At 44.1% G+C, this 17674-nt stretch carries 16 protein-coding genes; 6 read left to right on the top strand and 10 right to left on the bottom strand.

The features are described 5' to 3' along the window. Positions 1-246: 246 nt before the first annotated feature. The 3 genes from HWW83_RS23470 to HWW83_RS23460 all read right to left on the bottom strand — a co-directional run bounded on the left by HWW83_RS23470 (position 247) and on the right by HWW83_RS23460 (position 4479). On the bottom strand, positions 247-1260 hold the full coding sequence (locus HWW83_RS23470; RefSeq protein ID WP_176589627.1) for a tyrosine-type recombinase/integrase: 1014 nt from the start codon (positions 1258-1260) through the stop codon (positions 247-249). 67 nt (positions 1261-1327) lie between these two features. Further along, a complete protein-coding gene (locus HWW83_RS23465; RefSeq protein WP_176589626.1) occupies positions 1328-3037 on the bottom strand; it encodes a TraI domain-containing protein in 1710 nt (569 codons plus the stop codon). Beyond that, entirely contained in the window at positions 3031-4479 is a 1449-nt protein-coding gene (locus tag HWW83_RS23460; protein WP_176589625.1) for a UvrD-helicase domain-containing protein, read from the bottom strand. The genes HWW83_RS23465 and HWW83_RS23460 overlap by 7 nt, the downstream gene beginning before the upstream one ends. Positions 4480-5280: 801 nt before the next feature. On the opposite strand from HWW83_RS23460, the gene HWW83_RS23455 reads away from it, so the two are divergent. From HWW83_RS23455 to HWW83_RS23430, 6 genes are all read left to right on the top strand, one after another. Continuing rightward, complete coding sequence (locus HWW83_RS23455) at positions 5281-5979, top strand: response regulator (RefSeq protein WP_255326670.1); 699 nt, start codon at positions 5281-5283, stop codon at positions 5977-5979. Between the two features lie 6 nt (positions 5980-5985). After that, on the top strand, positions 5986-6972 hold the full coding sequence (locus HWW83_RS23450; protein WP_176589624.1) for a glycosyltransferase family 9 protein: 987 nt from the start codon (positions 5986-5988) through the stop codon (positions 6970-6972). Next, the gene (locus HWW83_RS23445) at positions 6965-7468 is read left to right on the top strand and encodes a putative pterin-binding protein (RefSeq protein WP_176589623.1); all 504 of its coding nucleotides are present in this window, start codon (positions 6965-6967) and stop codon (positions 7466-7468) included. The genes HWW83_RS23450 and HWW83_RS23445 overlap by 8 nt, the downstream gene beginning before the upstream one ends. Further along, on the top strand, positions 7465-9177 hold the full coding sequence (locus HWW83_RS23440) for an ATP-binding response regulator (RefSeq protein ID WP_176589622.1): 1713 nt from the start codon (positions 7465-7467) through the stop codon (positions 9175-9177). The genes HWW83_RS23445 and HWW83_RS23440 overlap by 4 nt, the downstream gene beginning before the upstream one ends. 411 nt (positions 9178-9588) lie before the next feature. Further along, positions 9589-10863 (top strand): beta-barrel domain-containing protein, encoded by a 1275-nt coding sequence (locus tag HWW83_RS23435; protein WP_176589621.1) that lies wholly within the window; start codon positions 9589-9591, stop codon positions 10861-10863. After that, entirely contained in the window at positions 10856-12955 is a 2100-nt protein-coding gene (locus tag HWW83_RS23430; protein ID WP_176589620.1) for a peptidase domain-containing ABC transporter, read from the top strand. The genes HWW83_RS23435 and HWW83_RS23430 overlap by 8 nt, the downstream gene beginning before the upstream one ends. 11 nt (positions 12956-12966) lie before the next feature. On the opposite strand, the gene HWW83_RS23425 is transcribed toward HWW83_RS23430, so the two are convergent. The 7 genes from HWW83_RS23425 to HWW83_RS23395 all read right to left on the bottom strand — a co-directional run bounded on the left by HWW83_RS23425 (position 12967) and on the right by HWW83_RS23395 (position 17666). Further along, positions 12967-13977 (bottom strand): glycosyltransferase, encoded by a 1011-nt coding sequence (locus HWW83_RS23425; RefSeq protein ID WP_176589619.1) that lies wholly within the window; start codon positions 13975-13977, stop codon positions 12967-12969. Beyond that, positions 13970-15304, bottom strand: coding sequence for a TcdA/TcdB catalytic glycosyltransferase domain-containing protein (locus HWW83_RS23420; protein ID WP_176589618.1), 1335 nt, complete (start codon positions 15302-15304; stop codon positions 13970-13972). The genes HWW83_RS23425 and HWW83_RS23420 overlap by 8 nt, the downstream gene beginning before the upstream one ends. A gap of 1 nt (position 15305) precedes the next feature. Next, positions 15306-15548 carry a hypothetical protein gene (locus HWW83_RS23415; RefSeq protein ID WP_176589617.1) on the bottom strand — a complete coding sequence of 81 codons (243 nt, stop codon included), beginning with the start codon at positions 15546-15548 and terminating at the stop codon, positions 15306-15308. A 68-nt stretch (positions 15549-15616) separates the two neighbouring features. Further along, positions 15617-15868, bottom strand: a complete 252-nt coding sequence (locus HWW83_RS23410; protein WP_094460814.1) for a hypothetical protein — start codon at positions 15866-15868, stop codon at positions 15617-15619. Between the two features lie 219 nt (positions 15869-16087). Beyond that, positions 16088-17011 carry a DUF1281 domain-containing protein gene (locus HWW83_RS23405; protein WP_089186742.1) on the bottom strand — a complete coding sequence of 308 codons (924 nt, stop codon included), beginning with the start codon at positions 17009-17011 and terminating at the stop codon, positions 16088-16090. 111 nt (positions 17012-17122) lie between these two features. Further along, positions 17123-17395, bottom strand: coding sequence for a hypothetical protein (locus HWW83_RS23400; protein ID WP_176589616.1), 273 nt, complete (start codon positions 17393-17395; stop codon positions 17123-17125). After that, positions 17388-17666 carry a TA system toxin CbtA family protein gene (locus tag HWW83_RS23395; protein WP_176589615.1) on the bottom strand — a complete coding sequence of 93 codons (279 nt, stop codon included), beginning with the start codon at positions 17664-17666 and terminating at the stop codon, positions 17388-17390. The genes HWW83_RS23400 and HWW83_RS23395 overlap by 8 nt, the downstream gene beginning before the upstream one ends. Between the last annotated feature and the right edge of the window lie 8 nt (positions 17667-17674).

The following is a 17674-nucleotide window of genomic DNA, read 5'->3' as shown; positions in this document are numbered from 1 at the left end:
GGATTGAAAATCCCCGTGTCCTTGGTTCGATTCCGAGTCCGGGCACCACTTATTCTGCATGAAAGCACGCTGGTTAGAGGTAATCCCTTTAACGGGCGGAACAAAGGAACTAGCAGGTTGATATCGCAGTATTTTTCGAATTTGCACACTCGATGTTAATAACTAGGTTCCTCTTAAAAGGGATGCCTGTGTGTCAGCGCAGGCGTCCTTTTCTCGATCACTGGTGATTTTTACAGCTTGTTAAAGTTATGTCAAGGCGTGTCTGAGCCCTTCTTTACCGTTGGGCGCGACATCCATATACAGTGACAATTCATTCTCAAGTGCTTGACCTGTAATCTTCAAATCCAGCTCAACATACTCCATCGTTGTACTGACACTCCGGTGTCCCAGCAGACCTTTAACCATTGCCAAATTACGATCAGGTGACTTCATCATCTCAGTCGCCAGGGTATGCCTGAACCGATGTGGGCTAACCTTAAAACCACACTCTTTTGTTAGTCTGGTGAAAAACGAGCGAACAGGTTGTATTGCCGGCTCGGAGTCAACCTCACCCAATGGCGCCAAGAATCGCGCCACATCGAACAGGTAATCAGCTGGTTCGGCCCCCTGTTCTATTGCGCGCTCAACAAGTATTCGCATGCGGTCCCGGACAAAAGTGACGATAGGAACTAACCACTCGCGATGCGTTTTACTCCCTTCTTTACACAGCAACATCGAGTTTGCCTCAAGATCAATGTCCATCAGTCGTATATGCAATAACTGGTTTTGTCTCATCCCCGTCGAACGCAAAATATCGATAACTGTCCGCCAATACCAAACAGGAAAGAGAGCACATGAGCGGCTTTTGCCCACTTGACGTTTTTCGCGCTCTTCAAATTGCTCTAACACCAGATTAATCCTGACCAACTGATCACGATTCAATATTTTTTTACGCTTACTACCCGGTGGTACTTGCGTTTCGTTTAAGGGGTTCTCCTCTATATTTAACCATTTTTTCTTTATTCCCTGATTGTAAATCGCACGCAAATGGCGAGCCTTATTATTCCAGGTACTCGTGGTAATCCCCCTTCCCAGCATATCTCTACGCCACAAAATCAGCTCTCGGTTCGTAACTTCATCCGGTAACGTGTCATATCCAATAAATTTCCTGAAAACGGCGACTACGCGACGATAACTTTTTTCAGTTTCTGGACGTAACGCCTTTGAGAAAAAATACTCTTCGAGCAAAGTTTCCCAATCCATTACACGTGGTATATGCATGATATCTCCCTAGCATAAATAGAAGTCCTGCGAACTTAATATGACCGCAAGACACGATTAATCCCTGTTAAGGGATCACCAGCACCGGACTGTCGTCAGGTAGGTTCCCCCCTCGATAGAGCAAACTTGCTTTAACGAGGTAACCTTTGGTTCGTTTAAATGCTCCTGTATGTTCTGATGTTTCATACAGGTGAGCAAAATAAAATCGCTTACCCTTTATTCGTCGATGTATATCCAGACGTTCAAAATCCTCCTGGAGAGCCTCTCGTTTAGAACCATCCAAACCAAACTGCTTCAAATACAAATAAAAAATTCCAGGCACAGTGATAAAAACAAAACCAGAAACAAGATGAACCCTCGCCTCTACAGTGTTGATGAGGATCTGATTAGAATTGAGCCCATCGACTAACCAACGCCAAAAGACTTCTCCGCGAGTTATCCCCTCATCGCCTTCAATACTCAGTTTCTGTGATTGCGAAGAAGCGAGATCTGTAGTTTGAGGGACACAAAATTCGGGAGTTGAAAATGCCGCTTCCGGAGCGATATCATCAATGGCGTCTGACTCCTGGTTTAGTTCTGCAGCTTCAACTGCCTGAGTCACTTCAGCAGTAAGCGCAGGATTATCGGCAAGAAGTGGGCCTTCATCTTCGTGAGGGGCGTCCCCGAGTTCCTGTTCAGACCGGTTCCCCGGAGCAGACATCTCAACCGCCATTAAAGACAACAGAGCCTGCATATCTTCTTCTACACCAGCCACCGTTTCTGGTGCCAGAACAATCTCAGCCAAGGGCTTGTTGTTGGCCGGCGCATCCAGGGCCGAGCTAAGTAACACTTCCGTGACTAACGGTGCATTTTCGTTGGGCTGATCTAATGTCTCTGCCGACACTTGCTCCTGAGCGAGAGTGGGACGGATACTGCTGACTGCGCTTTGCAAATCAGTCTCGGGTACTGAAGAAGTGATACTTTCTGTCGCCGGCGCCACTGACGGTAAGGCTATTGCCAATGTGTCGGAGTTGGATATCGGCAAATGCGATACGGACAAACCATCGCCACGAGCCAGTTTGGCCGCCTCCAGAGTAATGTCGTCAATTGCAGGTAATGTGCTCGGTTGCCTGGACGTAATCGTCATCAACGAATGTATCGCCGCCGGTAGTGTTGACAACCATTCAATAAGCTCTTCAGTCAGCAGTCGTGCCGCAATCATTGCGCTCTGACTGCTGGCCAGAGTCGGGGCTAACGGGGTGGCTCTGAAGCGAAAACGGTAAGGTTCACCCGGCACCGTCAAACCAGGTAACCAGGCTCGGCCACTTTGGAGCTCACCCTGCAGCTGGCTCAACAGCGGCAGGTAGTGCCAGAGCGCTGCATAAAACACCACAACATTCCACTGCACATTCTGGGCGGATTGTTCTTCAGGCGCGGCTCCTGGGGGCAACATGTGCCCCTTGGCCAGTCGAACCGCGTACGTCGTCGTCTGCAGGGTAACATCGACCAGCCCTCCTTCCCTGGCATACTCCCCCTGGGATGCGGCCGGAAGTACCTGCATCTGCGAAACAAGCTGCTTCAAGGGTTGCAGATAGAAATGTTCATAGAGATCTTTGGGCAGTGCGCTGTTCTCCCACAGCTGCTGTAAACACTGCTGACGAGAGGCCGTGCTCAAAAGCTGCTCTGCGGATACCGGCATAAAATAACCTACAGGACATTGAGAGGCTGAAATGCTTGCCGTTGGATTTGCCGACATAACCCGGGTTCCAACCAGCAGTTCTTTGATAGCCTTCAGCATGCCAGGCCTCCGGCGATATCATTACCCTCGTTGTCCATCAACATCTGGAGCAATTCATTCAGTACCAGCGTTTGCCGGGCCCGGGTCACAGCGACATACAGCAGGTTGGTTTCATCGGTACGTTCGCTGTCGGCCATCAGAGGATCTGTGATATCGGCAAAATCATGATTCAACACCACCACAGGCCACTCCAGCCCTTTGCTTCGATGCGCGGTCGAAACGGTTACCTGAGCCTGGCGTTCATCAGTCACTGCATGCTCGCGCATCACCTGCAGCTTTTGTGGCAGCGGGAAGTACTGTTCGAGTAACCGCAGGCCTTGGTTCATTTCAACATCCCGGGTTGCTCTGGCAACCGACTCAAACTCCTCAAAGTTGCGGTATTCTCGCGCCAGCCGCGGGGACTGCATTCGCTCAGGCATGTCCGCCGAAAACCAGTACAGATCTTCCAGTTCTTCCGTTTTGTAGCCGGTGATACCTCCAACCCAGTACACCTTCTTGCCGGCCAGGCTGGCATCCAGCGCAGCGCCGATGACCCCCGCCACCGTTCGGCTCAATATGGCAACAGGCTGCCCCTTCACGTCATCAGGTATGCCCCCCACAACCCTGTCGTTTCCCCCCTCCCCGACCACAGACATCGTTTCGCCTTGCCGGGCAAGCAGCATATTGGCCACCTGGGCCACGGCAGGTCCAAAACGGAAACTGTGAGTCAGGTAAAGTTGGTCCGCATCGGCCAACTCAGGAGCATCTAGGGCATTTTCCGCACCACGGAATCGGTAGATTTGTTGATGCCGGTCGCCGACCAATACCACATCACAGCACTGCGCCAGTACCAGTGACTGCGTCACCGGATTCGCGTCTTGCCCCTCGTCAAACAGGAGCGTCTGCCAGCGTTTGGAAAGATCGGGCTGAGAGAGCTGATACAGCTTGAGGTAAACGTCATGGGTGACAGGGAAAGTACCGTCCTGGCGTGCAGACTCGCGCCAGAGCAATTGCGCCGCTGCCAGGATTTTATCGGGCGACAAACCACTGCGTGAGTCTTCATCAGGCAAGTGTTGCAAACCCAATTCGCCATCCCCACTGCAGAGGAAAGTGTTAAAGGTCGTGATAGATGTGCGTGCCAGCGGCCAATAGCGGGTATTGAGTTGGCGAGCAACGTCAGTGATCCGCAGGTTAGCTGTCAACCGCCGCTGATAATGGCGCCCGAAGTTAGGCCAGGCCAGCTGATGCGACGTTTTACATTCAACGTTAAACGGGAATTTTTGCTCAGCCTCATCCCTGACTGCACGGTTATAGGCAAGATAAAGCATTCTGCAATCCGGGTTTGCCTGGGCAAAACGGACCAATGTAGACGTTTTACCAGTGCCGGCAAACGCCCTGACCACCAGGCGGTGACCGGACCAACCAATGATGGCGGCCTGTTCAGGTGTATCACAATAAGACATAAGCAGCACTCCGTAAAACTTGACCGGCGCTTATCCTGCGCAGGTCAGTACGGCCAGTACCACAGAAAAACCTTTTCCCGAAAGAAATAGATTCCCGCAGTCAGCCGTTTTCAGGTTGATAGACAGCTATCAACCCCTCATTGCTGGAGTCTCTTAGGGCAAAAACAGTAGGGAAGCCTATACCTCCGAAGGCAACCCCAAAGCTAACAATTTATTGTTTTATAATGTTTTTATCAGGTTTCCCTGGTGCCAAGAACAACAAATATCAGGTGACTTTATTACGGGGTGTTTCGACGATTCAAAAGTTGCATCCACGTATGAAAAGTCCACCCTCAAGATTTTTGCGCATCCCTCCGCATCGTTTGTTTTTTCCCAAACGTTGAGTGGGCGCTTTCTCTGGTGTTGTGCGCTATAGCATCACCTGAGCGTTATGCTCTTCCAAAAGGAGATGAACATAACGCTTAGAAGCCTCAGTTAAGCACCGCGAGCCTCCACACTCAGGCTTCTTTTTAACAACCAAGATGACTCCATGTCAACAAAAATGACACTATAGCGATTACTTAAATCATTTTGAGACATTGCAGAGTGCGGCTTTATTGAAAAAAACAACTTTGAGTGTACAATGATGACTGTTTTTTAAACCGAAACAGGCTGAAGGTGGGAGATGGCAATCAACAATAAAACTGCCCTGGGGGAAGTCATTGCCAAAGCGATGACGATGAAAGGCATTCCAAAACAAAAGCATATTAGCCACACCAGCCGCGTGTTCTGGAGATCACCATAGCTGCAGCACAGAAAAAGATGAGCGGCGCCTCAAACTGGGAGGTATCGCAACTGGTTAAAGTAGTTGACTCTATCGGTATGACAACGAGTGACTTCTTCGACATCTATAATTATTCAATAAATGAAGTACATGATGCCGTCTGGAATGATGGCAAGACCCATGTTAAATGCAAAATATATTTATCTGAAGTAAAAAACAATGATGCAACTGAATACTCAGCCGTGAAAATCAACGATGAATGGGTTGTTTTTCACACTAACGATATAAAGGACGATGTATTGTTTGAGTCGAAGCGCAACATTGATATAATTCAACTATACCCTCAAAAACAAAGTCTAAAAAAACACCGAATCGCAATTCTTGATGATGACAAAAATATTGTAGACAGTCTCAAGGAAATAATTGCCAATAATGAATATCTCGTTGATGCATTTTATGACATTGAGTCATTAGAAGAACGTCTGATAAACACCCCTTATGATGCCTACATCCTGGATTGGGTCGTTGGGGAAAAAACCGCTTTCAACACGATAAAAGAGATAAGGAAGACAGAGAATAATAATGCCATGATACTGGTTCTTACCGGGCAACTGCCTGGGATTGTAGATAGTGAGATCGCCAGCGCAATAAATGATTATGATATCACTGGCCCTCACGAGAAACCTATCAAAGCCAGTGTAATAAAGTCATTGGTGGATAAACATTTCCCTGAGTGAATGATTATGGATGATTATTTGTTGACGTATACAGGCAGTCTATTGCTTGACGGAAGATACATCGTATCGCCCTATGGAGTGAGTAAAGAAAACCCCAGTGGTGATCTTTCCCCACTGAACAACCCTACGATTTTCAATAACTCAATCAATGAAGTTTCCGTAGACTATTCAAAGGTCAAAAGCCTGACTGTCATCAATGGGTTAGGCGTAACGCTAGGTGACTCAGTTGTTGGAATATCTGCGCTACATGCAATAAAGAAAATCAATCCAAAAATTGTAATCAGAGTCATTCGCCCCGAAAATTGTCCTGACTATGTTAACGAAATTTATACGCTCGCGAAGCATATTATAGATGACATTTCCTATATGCCGTTTGACATTACCAGTTTTTCAGACGCAGACCTCGTTATAGATATAGGGAATCAGTTGTACTGGAAAGATTTTGATACATTGGAGATGCACGATTTCTTTTTAAGGAATCTGGGTGTCGAGCACAGCCAGGTTTCAACCTCATTAAAAAGTAATGCCTGGCTCAGGTACTCGCCCATTGAAGATCTGAACCTTGGTGAGTATGTACTCTTCTGTCCTTATGCAAGCACAAAGATAAGAAGCATCCCCACGCGATACCACAGGAATATCATCTCTTATCTGAGTGGAAGATTCAGAGTTAAAGTCCTTGGTTTCAGTGAAATCAGCCATGAAAACTATACGAATATCACAGTATTATCAAAAAACACCGCTTCCTTCGCCTCCATCATTAAAAATGCGAAGCATCTTTACACGTGTGACTCAGCAGCCTTACACGTTGGCGCAGGATTTAACACGCCCACCACGTGTATATTCACCACAGTGAAACCTGATCTTCGTAGCTTATACTATAAAAACTGCAAATCCATTTACATAGGAAATAATGAAACAGAGGGCGTTCATAACAGTGAGAATGTACGCTTACTTGACTTAATCAATAAGGAGTTTGAGGTTTATTATGCATAAATTGATGTTATCAAGAATATTCTGCTTAGTTACTTTATTCATTTCCCTCCCTTCTTTCTCGAAAACAGGAGATATCTATATTGACGGAGATATAACTCACAGAAATTATGGAGCAGGATACGTATTGACAGCGGCGGAATTTAATACACTGGAAAAACACCACATAAAAACAACAACATCATGGACTGAGTTGGGTCACGTCGTGGATTTCGAAGGTGTAAAATTCAAAGACTTGTTAAATGTTGTCGGCGCACGTGGGAAAACTTTAAGAATGAGGGCATTAAATGATTACTGGGTTGACATTCCGGTCTCTGACGTCGAGGAATTCGATATGCTGCTGGCAAACAAAATGGATGGAAAACCATTGAAAGTTAGAGACTTTGGCCCGTACTTCGTCATTTACCCGATGGACAAGTTTTACGGTAAACTCAATACGCCCGTTTATCAAGCTCGTCATATCTGGCAGGTCAGCGGCATAACGGTACTAGATAAATGAAACTAAAAAAGCTCATCATTCAGTACTTATTGGTTTTCCTGGTGCTAACAGGTGGGTTTGTGTGGATGTATGAGCAATACTTTTCCACGCGCCATAATATTAACTCAGCGGGTCCACAAGAAAACTATGCCTGGGCAATTGCAAAGTTTGCTATCCGACTAGCTGGATTCAATGCCAAAATTGAACACCAGTTACGGCTAGGGATCGATGACAAAGACGAGTTGCAAAAAGAATTGGATATTCTTTTCTCAAGCTCTAATGTACTGCTCCATAAAAGTATATCGACCAGATATTTATATGACGAAGCCGGGTATGCTAGAACGGTTGAACAAATACATTCAAACCTTGAGAAAATCGATATCGAATTAAAAAAGAAAAACACGAACTACTCAAACCTTCTTGAAATCATTGAGTTAATAGGTCTGGACAACAAAGAGCTCATCGTTATCTCGGACCATGCTGAAGTCAGGCAAAGAGACATTATACAGCAGGATTATATTAACAAAGCCAATTCGATGCGGTTTCCCATTGCCATCCTGTACGTTATTTTTTCATTAATGCTTTTCGTTTCATATCGGCAGGTAAAATCCATTAACAAGCAGCTGGAGTCCGAGAAGAAATCATTTAACAACAAGAATGCATTCCTTGGTGTATTAGGTCACGAATTGAGAACTTCACTACAGGCAATAATCTCATCGGTGGAGGTGATCACCCAGCAAAAAGACGTCGCAACATTCTCTCACTTTGAGCGATTAGAGAATGCTGCCATGAAAATGGAACGTCAGATGAAAGACCTCGCTGAGTTTGCCAAAGTAGACAATGGCAATGTTGAAATAAAAATATCATCATTCAACTTACATAAGCTCGTGAATGATACTGTTGAGCAAAGCATCACTATTTTGAACAAGAAAAACATCAATGTAAGCATAGATGAAATTGAAAATATATATGTAAAAAGCGATCCCTCCAGGATTATGCAAATCATAGAGAACATTGTCACCAATGCTATAAAATACACTGAGAATGGAAAGGTTCAGATAAGCGCAGTCATCCGCGACAAGTCCAGACTGGTCATTACGGTAAGAGACACGGGCCGGGGTATTCCGAAAGATAAAATTGATACAATCTTCTTTCCCTTCATCCGGGTTGGCGGCGATAACAAGGTTCCCGGCTTTGGGATGGGATTGGCCATTGTCCACGGTGTTGTTAAAGCCATGAACGGGACTATTGATGTAGAAAGTGAGATGGGCAAAGGGAGCACATTCACTGTTTCATTACCCATTGAGATTTCAAAGCATGAAGAAACGATCATTCCCACCGATATGGATAACATCACTTTTTCAGCCAAAGGGATCAGGGTTTTAATTATCGATGATAATGAAATGGCCTGTGAATCATTGGTGTCAATTCTTCAAAGTGAGTTCTCAGTAGAGTATACGACATCCCCAGAAAGGGCTTTGGAGAAATTATATAGGAAATCCTTCGATCTTGTTTTGAGCGATCTGCAGATGCCTATAATGACAGGTGATGACTTATATAAAAGAGTCAAAGAGAATAAAGGGCCAAATAAAAATACGCCATTCATTTTCATCAGTGCATATACGAGCGAAAGCCCTATTAAAGACGTTGAGATCTTAACAAAGCCCGTAAGACTTAATGACATAAAAGAAGCCATGGAGTCAGTGCTAATTAGGAGCACGACTCAATGAGATCCCTTCGTGAGTGTATACGACAGGATCACTAATATTCCCTGTTACGCCGGGCTCAGTCTTTAAAGCAGCGCATCCTGTTAACCCCTCTCGTCCATAAAGGCATACCTCCTTCCAGAGGGGATGAGAATTAGGCGTTGTAAACCTTCCTCTAGTCTCTGGAAGTTCTGCGAGGGGGTTATGGTATGACAGCCATGCTGCATAACTTGAAGAGAGCCTAATACTGCTAACGAATGGCTTTGAGCAAAGCACAAGGGATACAACGAACAAGCCTAAATCGTCTGAAAAATATAAAATTAACTTTTCAGAATGTCTAAAACCCGGCAATATTTAAACAGTGATCCAGAGTGTATTTGATGACATAATGGGTCGGGACTCATTCCACTCCCATCTATTTAAGGAAGAAAAGCGGTGTTTCGCCAGGAAGCGATTGATAATCAGAAAATGAAATGGCGTGGAAGAGCCCTCCTTCTCCCCAGTGTACCCTTTTGGCTTACGGCTGGGCTATGTCTGTTTTTTCTCGTCGCATTTTTCACTTTTGTTATCGCCGGTAACTATACTCGGCGGGTCAACGTGACCGGCGAGGTCAGCACCTACCCACGCGCCGCCAACGTCTATTCCAGCGTTCAGGGCGTAGTTGTCAAACAGTTCGTCACCGAGGGGCAAATCATCACTATTGGTGCTCCCATTTATCAAATCGACGTCAGCAAGAGCACCCGCAGCGGTGTGGTCAGTGACAACCAGCGCCGGGATATCGATAGCCAACTTGCTCGTATTTCACAGATCATCAACCGACTTGAAAGCAGTAAGCAAGCCACAATTTCCATGCTGGAAAAACAAAAGGCGCAGTATGCAGCCGCATTCGCGCATTCTACAGACATCCTAAGACGGGCCCAGGAAGGGATTCGCATCATGAAGGAGAATATGGAAAGCTACCGTCACTATCAAACCAAAGGACTAATTAACAAGGATCAGCTGACCAATCAGGTGGCGCTGTATTACCAGCAACAGAACAATTTGTTGGGCCTCTCTAGCCAGAACGAACAAAATGCTCTGCAGATCACCACTCTGGAAAGCCAGATTCACACTCAAGCCGCCGAGTTCGACAATCAGATTTACCAGATGGAACTGCAGCGTTACGAGTTGCAAAAAGAGCTGCTAAACATTGATGCTGGCGGGGTTATCATCATCCGGGCTTTGACTAACGGACGCGTCGATTCACTGAGCGTCACGGTCGGCCAAATGGTCAATGTGGGTGACAGCCTGCTTCAAGTGATCCCACACGATATCGATCACTATGCCTTGGTGCTCTGGGTTCCCAACGATGCCATCCCCTACATTAATACCGGTGATAAAGTCAATTTGCGTTATGACGCCTTTCCGGCTGAGAAATTCGGCCAGTTTGCCGGCAAGGTGTCGCTCATTTCCAAAACCCCGGCTTCTCCACAGGAAATGCTTACCTATCAGGGAGCCCCCAAATCAGCGCTGACTAGCGCCATACCCTACTACAAAGTGATAGTCAGACCAGAGAAACAGGCCATTGCCTACAACGGCAAAAGTCTGAGTTTAGAAAATGGAATGAAAGTACAGAGCACCTTGTTTCTAGAAAAAAGGAGAATTTATCAATGGATGTTATCACCATTCTACGATATGAAACACAGTGCAACGGGGCCAGTCAATGAGTAGGTATTCCCTGAAAAAGCTTTTAAGTCAGCTGGATATGCGGCTACGCAGCCGTATTCCATTAGTTCATCAAACTGAATCCTCTGAATGCGGTTTGGCCTGCCTGGCCATGATTTGTGGTCACTATGGCAAGAACATTGATCTGATTGCTCTTCGCAGACAGTTTAATCTTTCAGCCCGCGGTACCACTCTATCCGGACTGACAAGTATTGCCGACCAACTGGGGCTATCAACCCGCCCCTTGTCTCTGGATCTCGATGAGATTAAGGCTCTCAAAATGCCGTGCATACTACACTGGGATTTCAACCATTTTGTAGTACTCATCAGTGTTAACCGTAACCATGCAATCCTACATGACCCAGCTCTTGGATATCGTTCCGTCAGTCTGACAGAACTTTCACAGAGTTTTACCGGTGTGGCACTTGAAGTCTGGCCAGGGAGTGCGTTTAAGGCAAACACTGTGCGTAATCGGCTCAGCTTAAGAACATTAATAGGCAGTGTGCATGGACTCAAGATGACGCTTGGCAAGATTTTTTTCTTGTCTCTTGTGATTGAAACCATCAACCTGATGATGCCCGTAGGAACTCAATTAGTGATGGACCATGCGATCCCTGCAGGAGATCACGGTTTACTCACTCTTATTTGTATAGGCCTCCTGTTATTTATTCTACTTCGAACAGCAGTTAGCATATTTCGCTCCTGGTCTTCCTTAATAATGACGACACTCATCAACATCCAGTGGCAATCGGGGTTATTTAACCATCTACTAAGGCTACCATTAACCTATTTCGAGCGACGCAAACTGGGTGATATTCAATCCCGATTTGGCTCACTAAACACTTTACGTGAGACATTTACGAGTAGCATAGTAGGAGCGCTAATGGATGGCATCATGGTGTTCGGTGTAATCGTGATGATGGCGTTATATGGTGGCTGGCTAACTTGGTTTGTTCTTGGATTTACTACAATTTATGTTCTTATTAGACTTCTAACATATGGAACATATCGACAACTGTCCGAAGAAGCGTTAGTCAGAGATGCTCGAACAAGATCATATTTTATGGAAACCCTATATGGGATCGCAACGGTCAAGATGCAAGGAATGGGCGAACGTAGGGCCGCTCACTGGCTAAATTTAGAAATTGACACTATCAACACTGAAATAAAAGTTACCAAAATGGATCTTTTCTTTGGTGGCATAAATTCATTTATCGGGGCTTGTGACCAAGTGATAATTTTATGGTTAGGTGCAAGCCTTGTGATTGAAAACCAAATGACTATAGGCATGTTTATTGCCTTCGGTGTATTCAGAGAGCAGTTTGCAGATAGAGTTTCCTCGCTAACTAGCTTTCTTTTGCAATTGCGCATGATGAGCCTGCATAACGAACGCATCACAGATATTGCTATACACTCGCAAGAGGCTAGAAAACCTGATATTTTGATAAATGTCGCCATGCGCCCTGTTTCATTAGAAGCTAATAACTTAAGTTATCGCTATGATAGCCAGTCTATACCAGTTTTTACTGGCTTATTTATCAAAATTTCACCTGGTGAAAGTGTGGCAATCACGGGACCTTCTGGAGCTGGTAAAACGACCTTAATGAGAGTATTGTGTGGATTATTCACACCAGATGAAGGGAAAGTGATTATCGATGGCACTGATATACAGCAGCTTGGTATTAATAATTACCATAAAATGATCGGTTGTGTAATGCAGGATGATAAGTTGTTTTCCGGCTCGATACGAGAGAATATTTGTGGATTTGATGATAATGAAAATGAGGATTGGATGATTGAATGCGCTAAAGCAAGTTATATTCATGATGTTATTATGAAAATGCCAATGGGTTATGAAACATTAATTGGTGAGTTGGGTGAAGGATTGTCGGGAGGCCAGAAACAACGTATATTTATTGCAAGAGCTCTATACCGGAAACCCGGCATTCTTTTCATGGATGAAGCTACAAGCTCATTGGATTTTGAAAGTGAAAGTTATGTAAACCAAGCGATAAAACAGTTAAAAATAACCAGAGTAATAATTGCTCATAGGGAAACAACTATTGCATCTGCAGACAGAGTTATATCGTTAAAATAACGACACCATGATTAAGTTATGTAATCAAGGTCTAGCAGAAAACTATTCATAATTGAAGAGACAGCTTCCTCATCTATAGTTTCAATTATGAACTCGTCATGAGGATAATTAGTAATGTTACTGAGCTCTTCTCTTAAATTAAGCATATCATTATGGTAACGTTGGGTTGACATCAAGTAGAGAGAAATAAAATGAAGCAAGAAACTATTCTTATCTTTGTAGATTCCGAAAAGCTCATCAGCATGAAAATATGCATCAGCATAATTAGATTTATCTAAGAGGTATGTTATCAGTCTCGATTTTACGTTAAGTGCATATATTTCGATATCACGATTGTAAGGCAGGGATAACCTACCAAACTCATTGAGGATATCTTCAAATTGTTTATCATGTGGTTCTAAATATCTAAGCATGAAATATTTCCATCTTAGTTCTGTTGGTGTCTTATCCAACTGACGCTTTAAAAGGCGTAAATTTCTGTTTTTCTTACCCTCTAATTCTCTATGTTCTAAATACCCGGTATGCTTTAATATAATTTCAGGCGTGTGCTTTATAGTATAATTATCTTCATATAGATACTCATGAACAAATCCTTTATATCTTAAAGAAGCCCTTTTCATAAAAATTCTTGCATTATTCCTTAATATAGAGCCATTCATGTTATCTATAGCTGGCGCATATAGGGTTAGTTCCTCTCCACAAAATAGTGAATATATTTTTTCTCTAAATTCATTTAAACAGCCCTCAGCTAGATATTCATCAGCATCAATAAAAATACAATATGGTCCTGTGGCAAGATCTATTGCATAATTCCGCAGTTCTGAAAAATCATCATCCCATCGATAACCAAAAATTTTTATCTTTTCGTTATCTTTAGGTATCACATTTAGCGTATTGTCGACAGAGCCAGTATCAACGATGATAACTTCATCCGTAACATCAATAATAGAGTTTATAGCTCTTAATATTGAATCTTCGGCATCGCATACGATTATTAATGCACTTATTCCAGATTTATTCATCCTTTTCTCTCCAGGTGGATTTAGTACCTAAAGGTGTATCTAAAGTTTGCTTTTGGAACCCTATCCCTATGACGTCATTTTGCATAAGCTTGGCGAGTTTATCGATTGGTAAAATCCTATGTAATCCAGTAAGCCCACAAATAACTCGATATATTGTATTAGATATTAACTTTGGTCCGGCTAAATAAAATGTTACGAATTCATTTTCAGAAATTACATCACGTCTATAATTAAGTAAGAAACCAAAGGCTGCCCCTTCTCCCTCAAAAGAAGGTATCAAGAAACCAGCAACGAATATTTTTTTATTTTTTTCAATGTAATTATAGTTAAACTCTACTCTTTTAAGTAAGTTTTTTAAAAAACGAGAACTAGGTGTAGACGCAATTATGTTATTAAAAAATACCCCATTTATAAATTTCACTGTACTTATTGATATTAAATTATCATAAACATAAATATCACCAAGAGAAGAGATCTGAGGAAAATCAACATGGTTGATGTCTAAAATTATTGCACAAAAAACATTACCCATCTCAACATCATTAATATTCTCAATCTTTTTTAAATAGTCCTTGCTATCCGCCAAACTGTCATTTACATAATTAAATTTGCATAAGAAAGCATGGGACTTAGCTAAGTAAACGTTTTCATCATGACGTATATTAAGCTTATCCAAGAGGACATTTGTCTTCTGATAAATATTGTCAATGTAAGGCAGTGTATCTATATCTATATACACACCGCCATACCTGTGCAAAACCAAAAGCCTAAGAAAATCGCTTGCACATGCAAGATTATTTCTCAATATTAACTCATAATAGTAGAACTTTTTATACTCAATGAACTCATTACTAAACAGTTCTTGAATATTCATTATGTTAATACTTTCAGGTATATGCTTGCTAAAATTACCGCTCTCAACATACTCATGATTTATCGTATCAAGAAATTTACTCGCAGCATCATTAAACGTCTCACCCTGTTTTATTTTAGGCCAAATGTAATCAAATGCTTTGTTACGGAGGTAAAATATATCTTTCCCACTGTCATCACAATATGATTTTAAAGATTGTTGAAATAAATTAACAAACGAGGAGGTGATATCTATCCATAAAAACACCGATTTATTTTTATTAATATCACTCCATACTTTTATATATGATATATTTGAGAGTTTCAGATCACCAATCCAGATAAAGTGGATTTTGTCCGGAACTTTAACTCTCTTAAACCCTTTCGTTTCTAGAATATTTATTGCTTCGTTAAAGCATCCATCATCATTGTCATCATTCATTATCGAATTAAAACTTAGTGCACCTTTCTCCATTTTATCTTAAGAATGCTTCAATAATAGATGTGAATGATATATCCTTTGTATACTCTTCGAGAGACTTACTATTCTCTCCTAATTTTTCTTTAAATTTTTTCACGGCTTCTTTTTTTGATTCAGCCTCAACTTCCAATTTTTGAAACCCATTCCCCATTAGCGTCTCCAATTCACTTTCACTTTTTTTACTTTCATCACAGAGTAAGAACTTTTCGCTATTGTAGATAAAGTTATACTTTTTCATACATTTCCTTTGAATGTCTGATATATCACAAGGAGAGTATATCTCCTTGTGAAGTTTTCTTCTATCTATTAACGAGGACGATGGCCACCAGTGCACCCACCATCACCGCCTTTCATGCCACCCGGGCGACCAAAGTGGTTAGCCTGGCTACCACTGCCACGATTGGACTGATTATAACTATTATGTTGGCGATCATTTCCTGAATTGCCACCGTTACCGTTTGACCCCCCACGGCCACCACCATTATCAGAACGATCACCGCCATTATTTCCACGGCCACCAGAAACATTATCTAATAGTGATGAGTCAATAACTTTCATAAACAACTCCTTTTGATGATGATACAACTCTGTGTAAACTTATGTAAAGCGAACAATTAATAACCTATGCGTATGAGATTTTCAATACCTTTGTTTAAAAAATTTAATGTTTTTGACATTGTTCTCAAATTTGTATTGCAATGTCAACAGCACAACCTCCATAGAAAAAGCCACCGGTATCCGGTGGCCATGAGTTAATACTCCAGCAAAAGTCGGTGGCTAGCCGGCTGCTGCATTTGGTGACAAGGGAATAGAATCCTTATCGGCGTAGGTCAGGTGGCTCACCTCACCAGCCTCAACCTCAGCCGCTATTCGTCCACCGTCGACATGCTCACCACGGTCGTAACGATCGTAGCCACTGCGTTCCGCATCAGGCATATACCAGGTATGTTCTACCTGACAACTGAACTGCTCCGACACTGTCCCGATAACCTCGCCGGCTGGCGGGTACCATGGGGAATCAAAGTGCACTGTCAACGTGTTAATGCCATCCCGTACGCAGCCGACATTATGGCCTGCCGGCCATTCGACGCCGTACTGTCGACCATAGAGCTCGACAGTGGTCGGCACATCACGCAGCAGTCCACCTGAGCCATTCAGTTCGGTCGCCAGACGCGTCGGGATCAGCATCAGCATATCGCACGGTGCGGTATATTCAGGCATCATCCCCAAACGTTCCCAGCAGATGCCGGCATCGATATCAGGGCTAACCCCCACCAGACCGAACCAGTCCGCATACTGGCGAGAAAGCACATCCGCCATACGCGCCTTCGCCACGTTGGGGATGTTCTCCCATTTCACCGCATCGATACCCGACTGGCGGTAGAGTCGCTCTATCAGGCGAATGTTCTCGCCCGTTAACGGCACATCAGCCTTCAGCAACCCGAACCAGTGTTCAAAGGCCAGACTCTGAGGCGATGCAATCCCCGGCTGCGTTAACAGTGCCGGGTAAGGCACGTAAACACCGGGTTTTGTCGTCGCCGGCTTCAGTATGCCGGCACACCCGGCCAGGAACAGCCGGCAGCTTTGTTGAACAGCATGACGGTAGTCAGGAACCACATGGCCATTAACCCATTGCTGCAGTTCATCCACAAAAACGGATTGGCCAGTGATCACTAAACGGTTATTGCACCAGTTCGACATGTTCGTTCTCCTCTTCTTACAAGAAAAAAGAGGGAGCTTTCCCCAGCGGGGGAAAGTCTCCCCCGTTGGGTTAGGTGTTACCTCATGATGGCCAGGACGCTGATCCTGTCCTTAGTGGGCTTGCTCGCCATAGTGAGCCCGGTATACCTGATGTTCGTCGCCATTAGCGACCAATCCCAGCTGTACCAATATTCCGCGCTCCCACGAGCCCGGACGTCGGCTACCATCGGCGATACTCGCCAGAATGTAATGGATCAGGCCCTCGACATTCTCAAGCCGGACAGCGGCGCCACAGGTCTGCTGAAGCTTCAGCATGTAGGCCAGCTCGCTGGCAATCTCAGGGTCAACGGTTACCTGCAGCCCCTTGTTGGTGGTTTTAATCATCGGTTATCTCCTGTTCTGTTTCACCGATCACGCCCAGCTCTTCCACCTGGCGCAGATACGGTGATGATGAGGTAAAGGGAATGGCGCCCAGGCGTACCAGGTGGTATTTATCCACCAGGTTATTGATCGCCTCAAACGGTCGCACTCCCGCTTCCTGTAAAGCCATCACGCACTCCGCTTCACACAGATCGGTATCGTTTAACGCCAGGCCAAAATATTTGGCCAGTAATCTGCCGGCAATGGTCTGCCAGTAACGTTGTTCCATCGTCATCACCAGAC

The organism is Serratia ureilytica (assembly GCF_013375155.1).
GTDB lineage: Bacteria > Pseudomonadota > Gammaproteobacteria > Enterobacterales > Enterobacteriaceae > Serratia > Serratia ureilytica.
Note: the sequence above shows the minus strand (reverse complement) of the source record. Positions and strands in the feature narration are given on the sequence as shown.

Coding starts and splice junctions, on each gene's coding strand:
- HWW83_RS23470 (WP_176589627.1), bottom strand. CDS start 1,260: ATGCATATACCACGTGTAATGGATTGGGAAACTTTGCTCGAAGAGTAT.
- HWW83_RS23465 (WP_176589626.1), bottom strand. CDS start 3,037: ATGCTGAAGGCTATCAAAGAACTGCTGGTTGGAACCCGGGTTATGTCG.
- HWW83_RS23460 (WP_176589625.1), bottom strand. CDS start 4,479: ATGTCTTATTGTGATACACCTGAACAGGCCGCCATCATTGGTTGGTCC.
- HWW83_RS23455 (WP_255326670.1), top strand. CDS start 5,281: ATGAGCGGCGCCTCAAACTGGGAGGTATCGCAACTGGTTAAAGTAGTT.
- HWW83_RS23450 (WP_176589624.1), top strand. CDS start 5,986: ATGGATGATTATTTGTTGACGTATACAGGCAGTCTATTGCTTGACGGA.
- HWW83_RS23445 (WP_176589623.1), top strand. CDS start 6,965: ATGCATAAATTGATGTTATCAAGAATATTCTGCTTAGTTACTTTATTC.
- HWW83_RS23440 (WP_176589622.1), top strand. CDS start 7,465: ATGAAACTAAAAAAGCTCATCATTCAGTACTTATTGGTTTTCCTGGTG.
- HWW83_RS23430 (WP_176589620.1), top strand. CDS start 10,856: ATGAGTAGGTATTCCCTGAAAAAGCTTTTAAGTCAGCTGGATATGCGG.
- HWW83_RS23425 (WP_176589619.1), bottom strand. CDS start 13,977: ATGAATAAATCTGGAATAAGTGCATTAATAATCGTATGCGATGCCGAA.
- HWW83_RS23420 (WP_176589618.1), bottom strand. CDS start 15,304: ATGGAGAAAGGTGCACTAAGTTTTAATTCGATAATGAATGATGACAAT.
- HWW83_RS23415 (WP_176589617.1), bottom strand. CDS start 15,548: ATGAAAAAGTATAACTTTATCTACAATAGCGAAAAGTTCTTACTCTGT.
- HWW83_RS23410 (WP_094460814.1), bottom strand. CDS start 15,868: ATGAAAGTTATTGACTCATCACTATTAGATAATGTTTCTGGTGGCCGT.
- HWW83_RS23405 (WP_089186742.1), bottom strand. CDS start 17,011: ATGTCGAACTGGTGCAATAACCGTTTAGTGATCACTGGCCAATCCGTT.
- HWW83_RS23400 (WP_176589616.1), bottom strand. CDS start 17,395: ATGATTAAAACCACCAACAAGGGGCTGCAGGTAACCGTTGACCCTGAG.
- HWW83_RS23395 (WP_176589615.1), bottom strand. CDS start 17,666: ATGACGATGGAACAACGTTACTGGCAGACCATTGCCGGCAGATTACTG.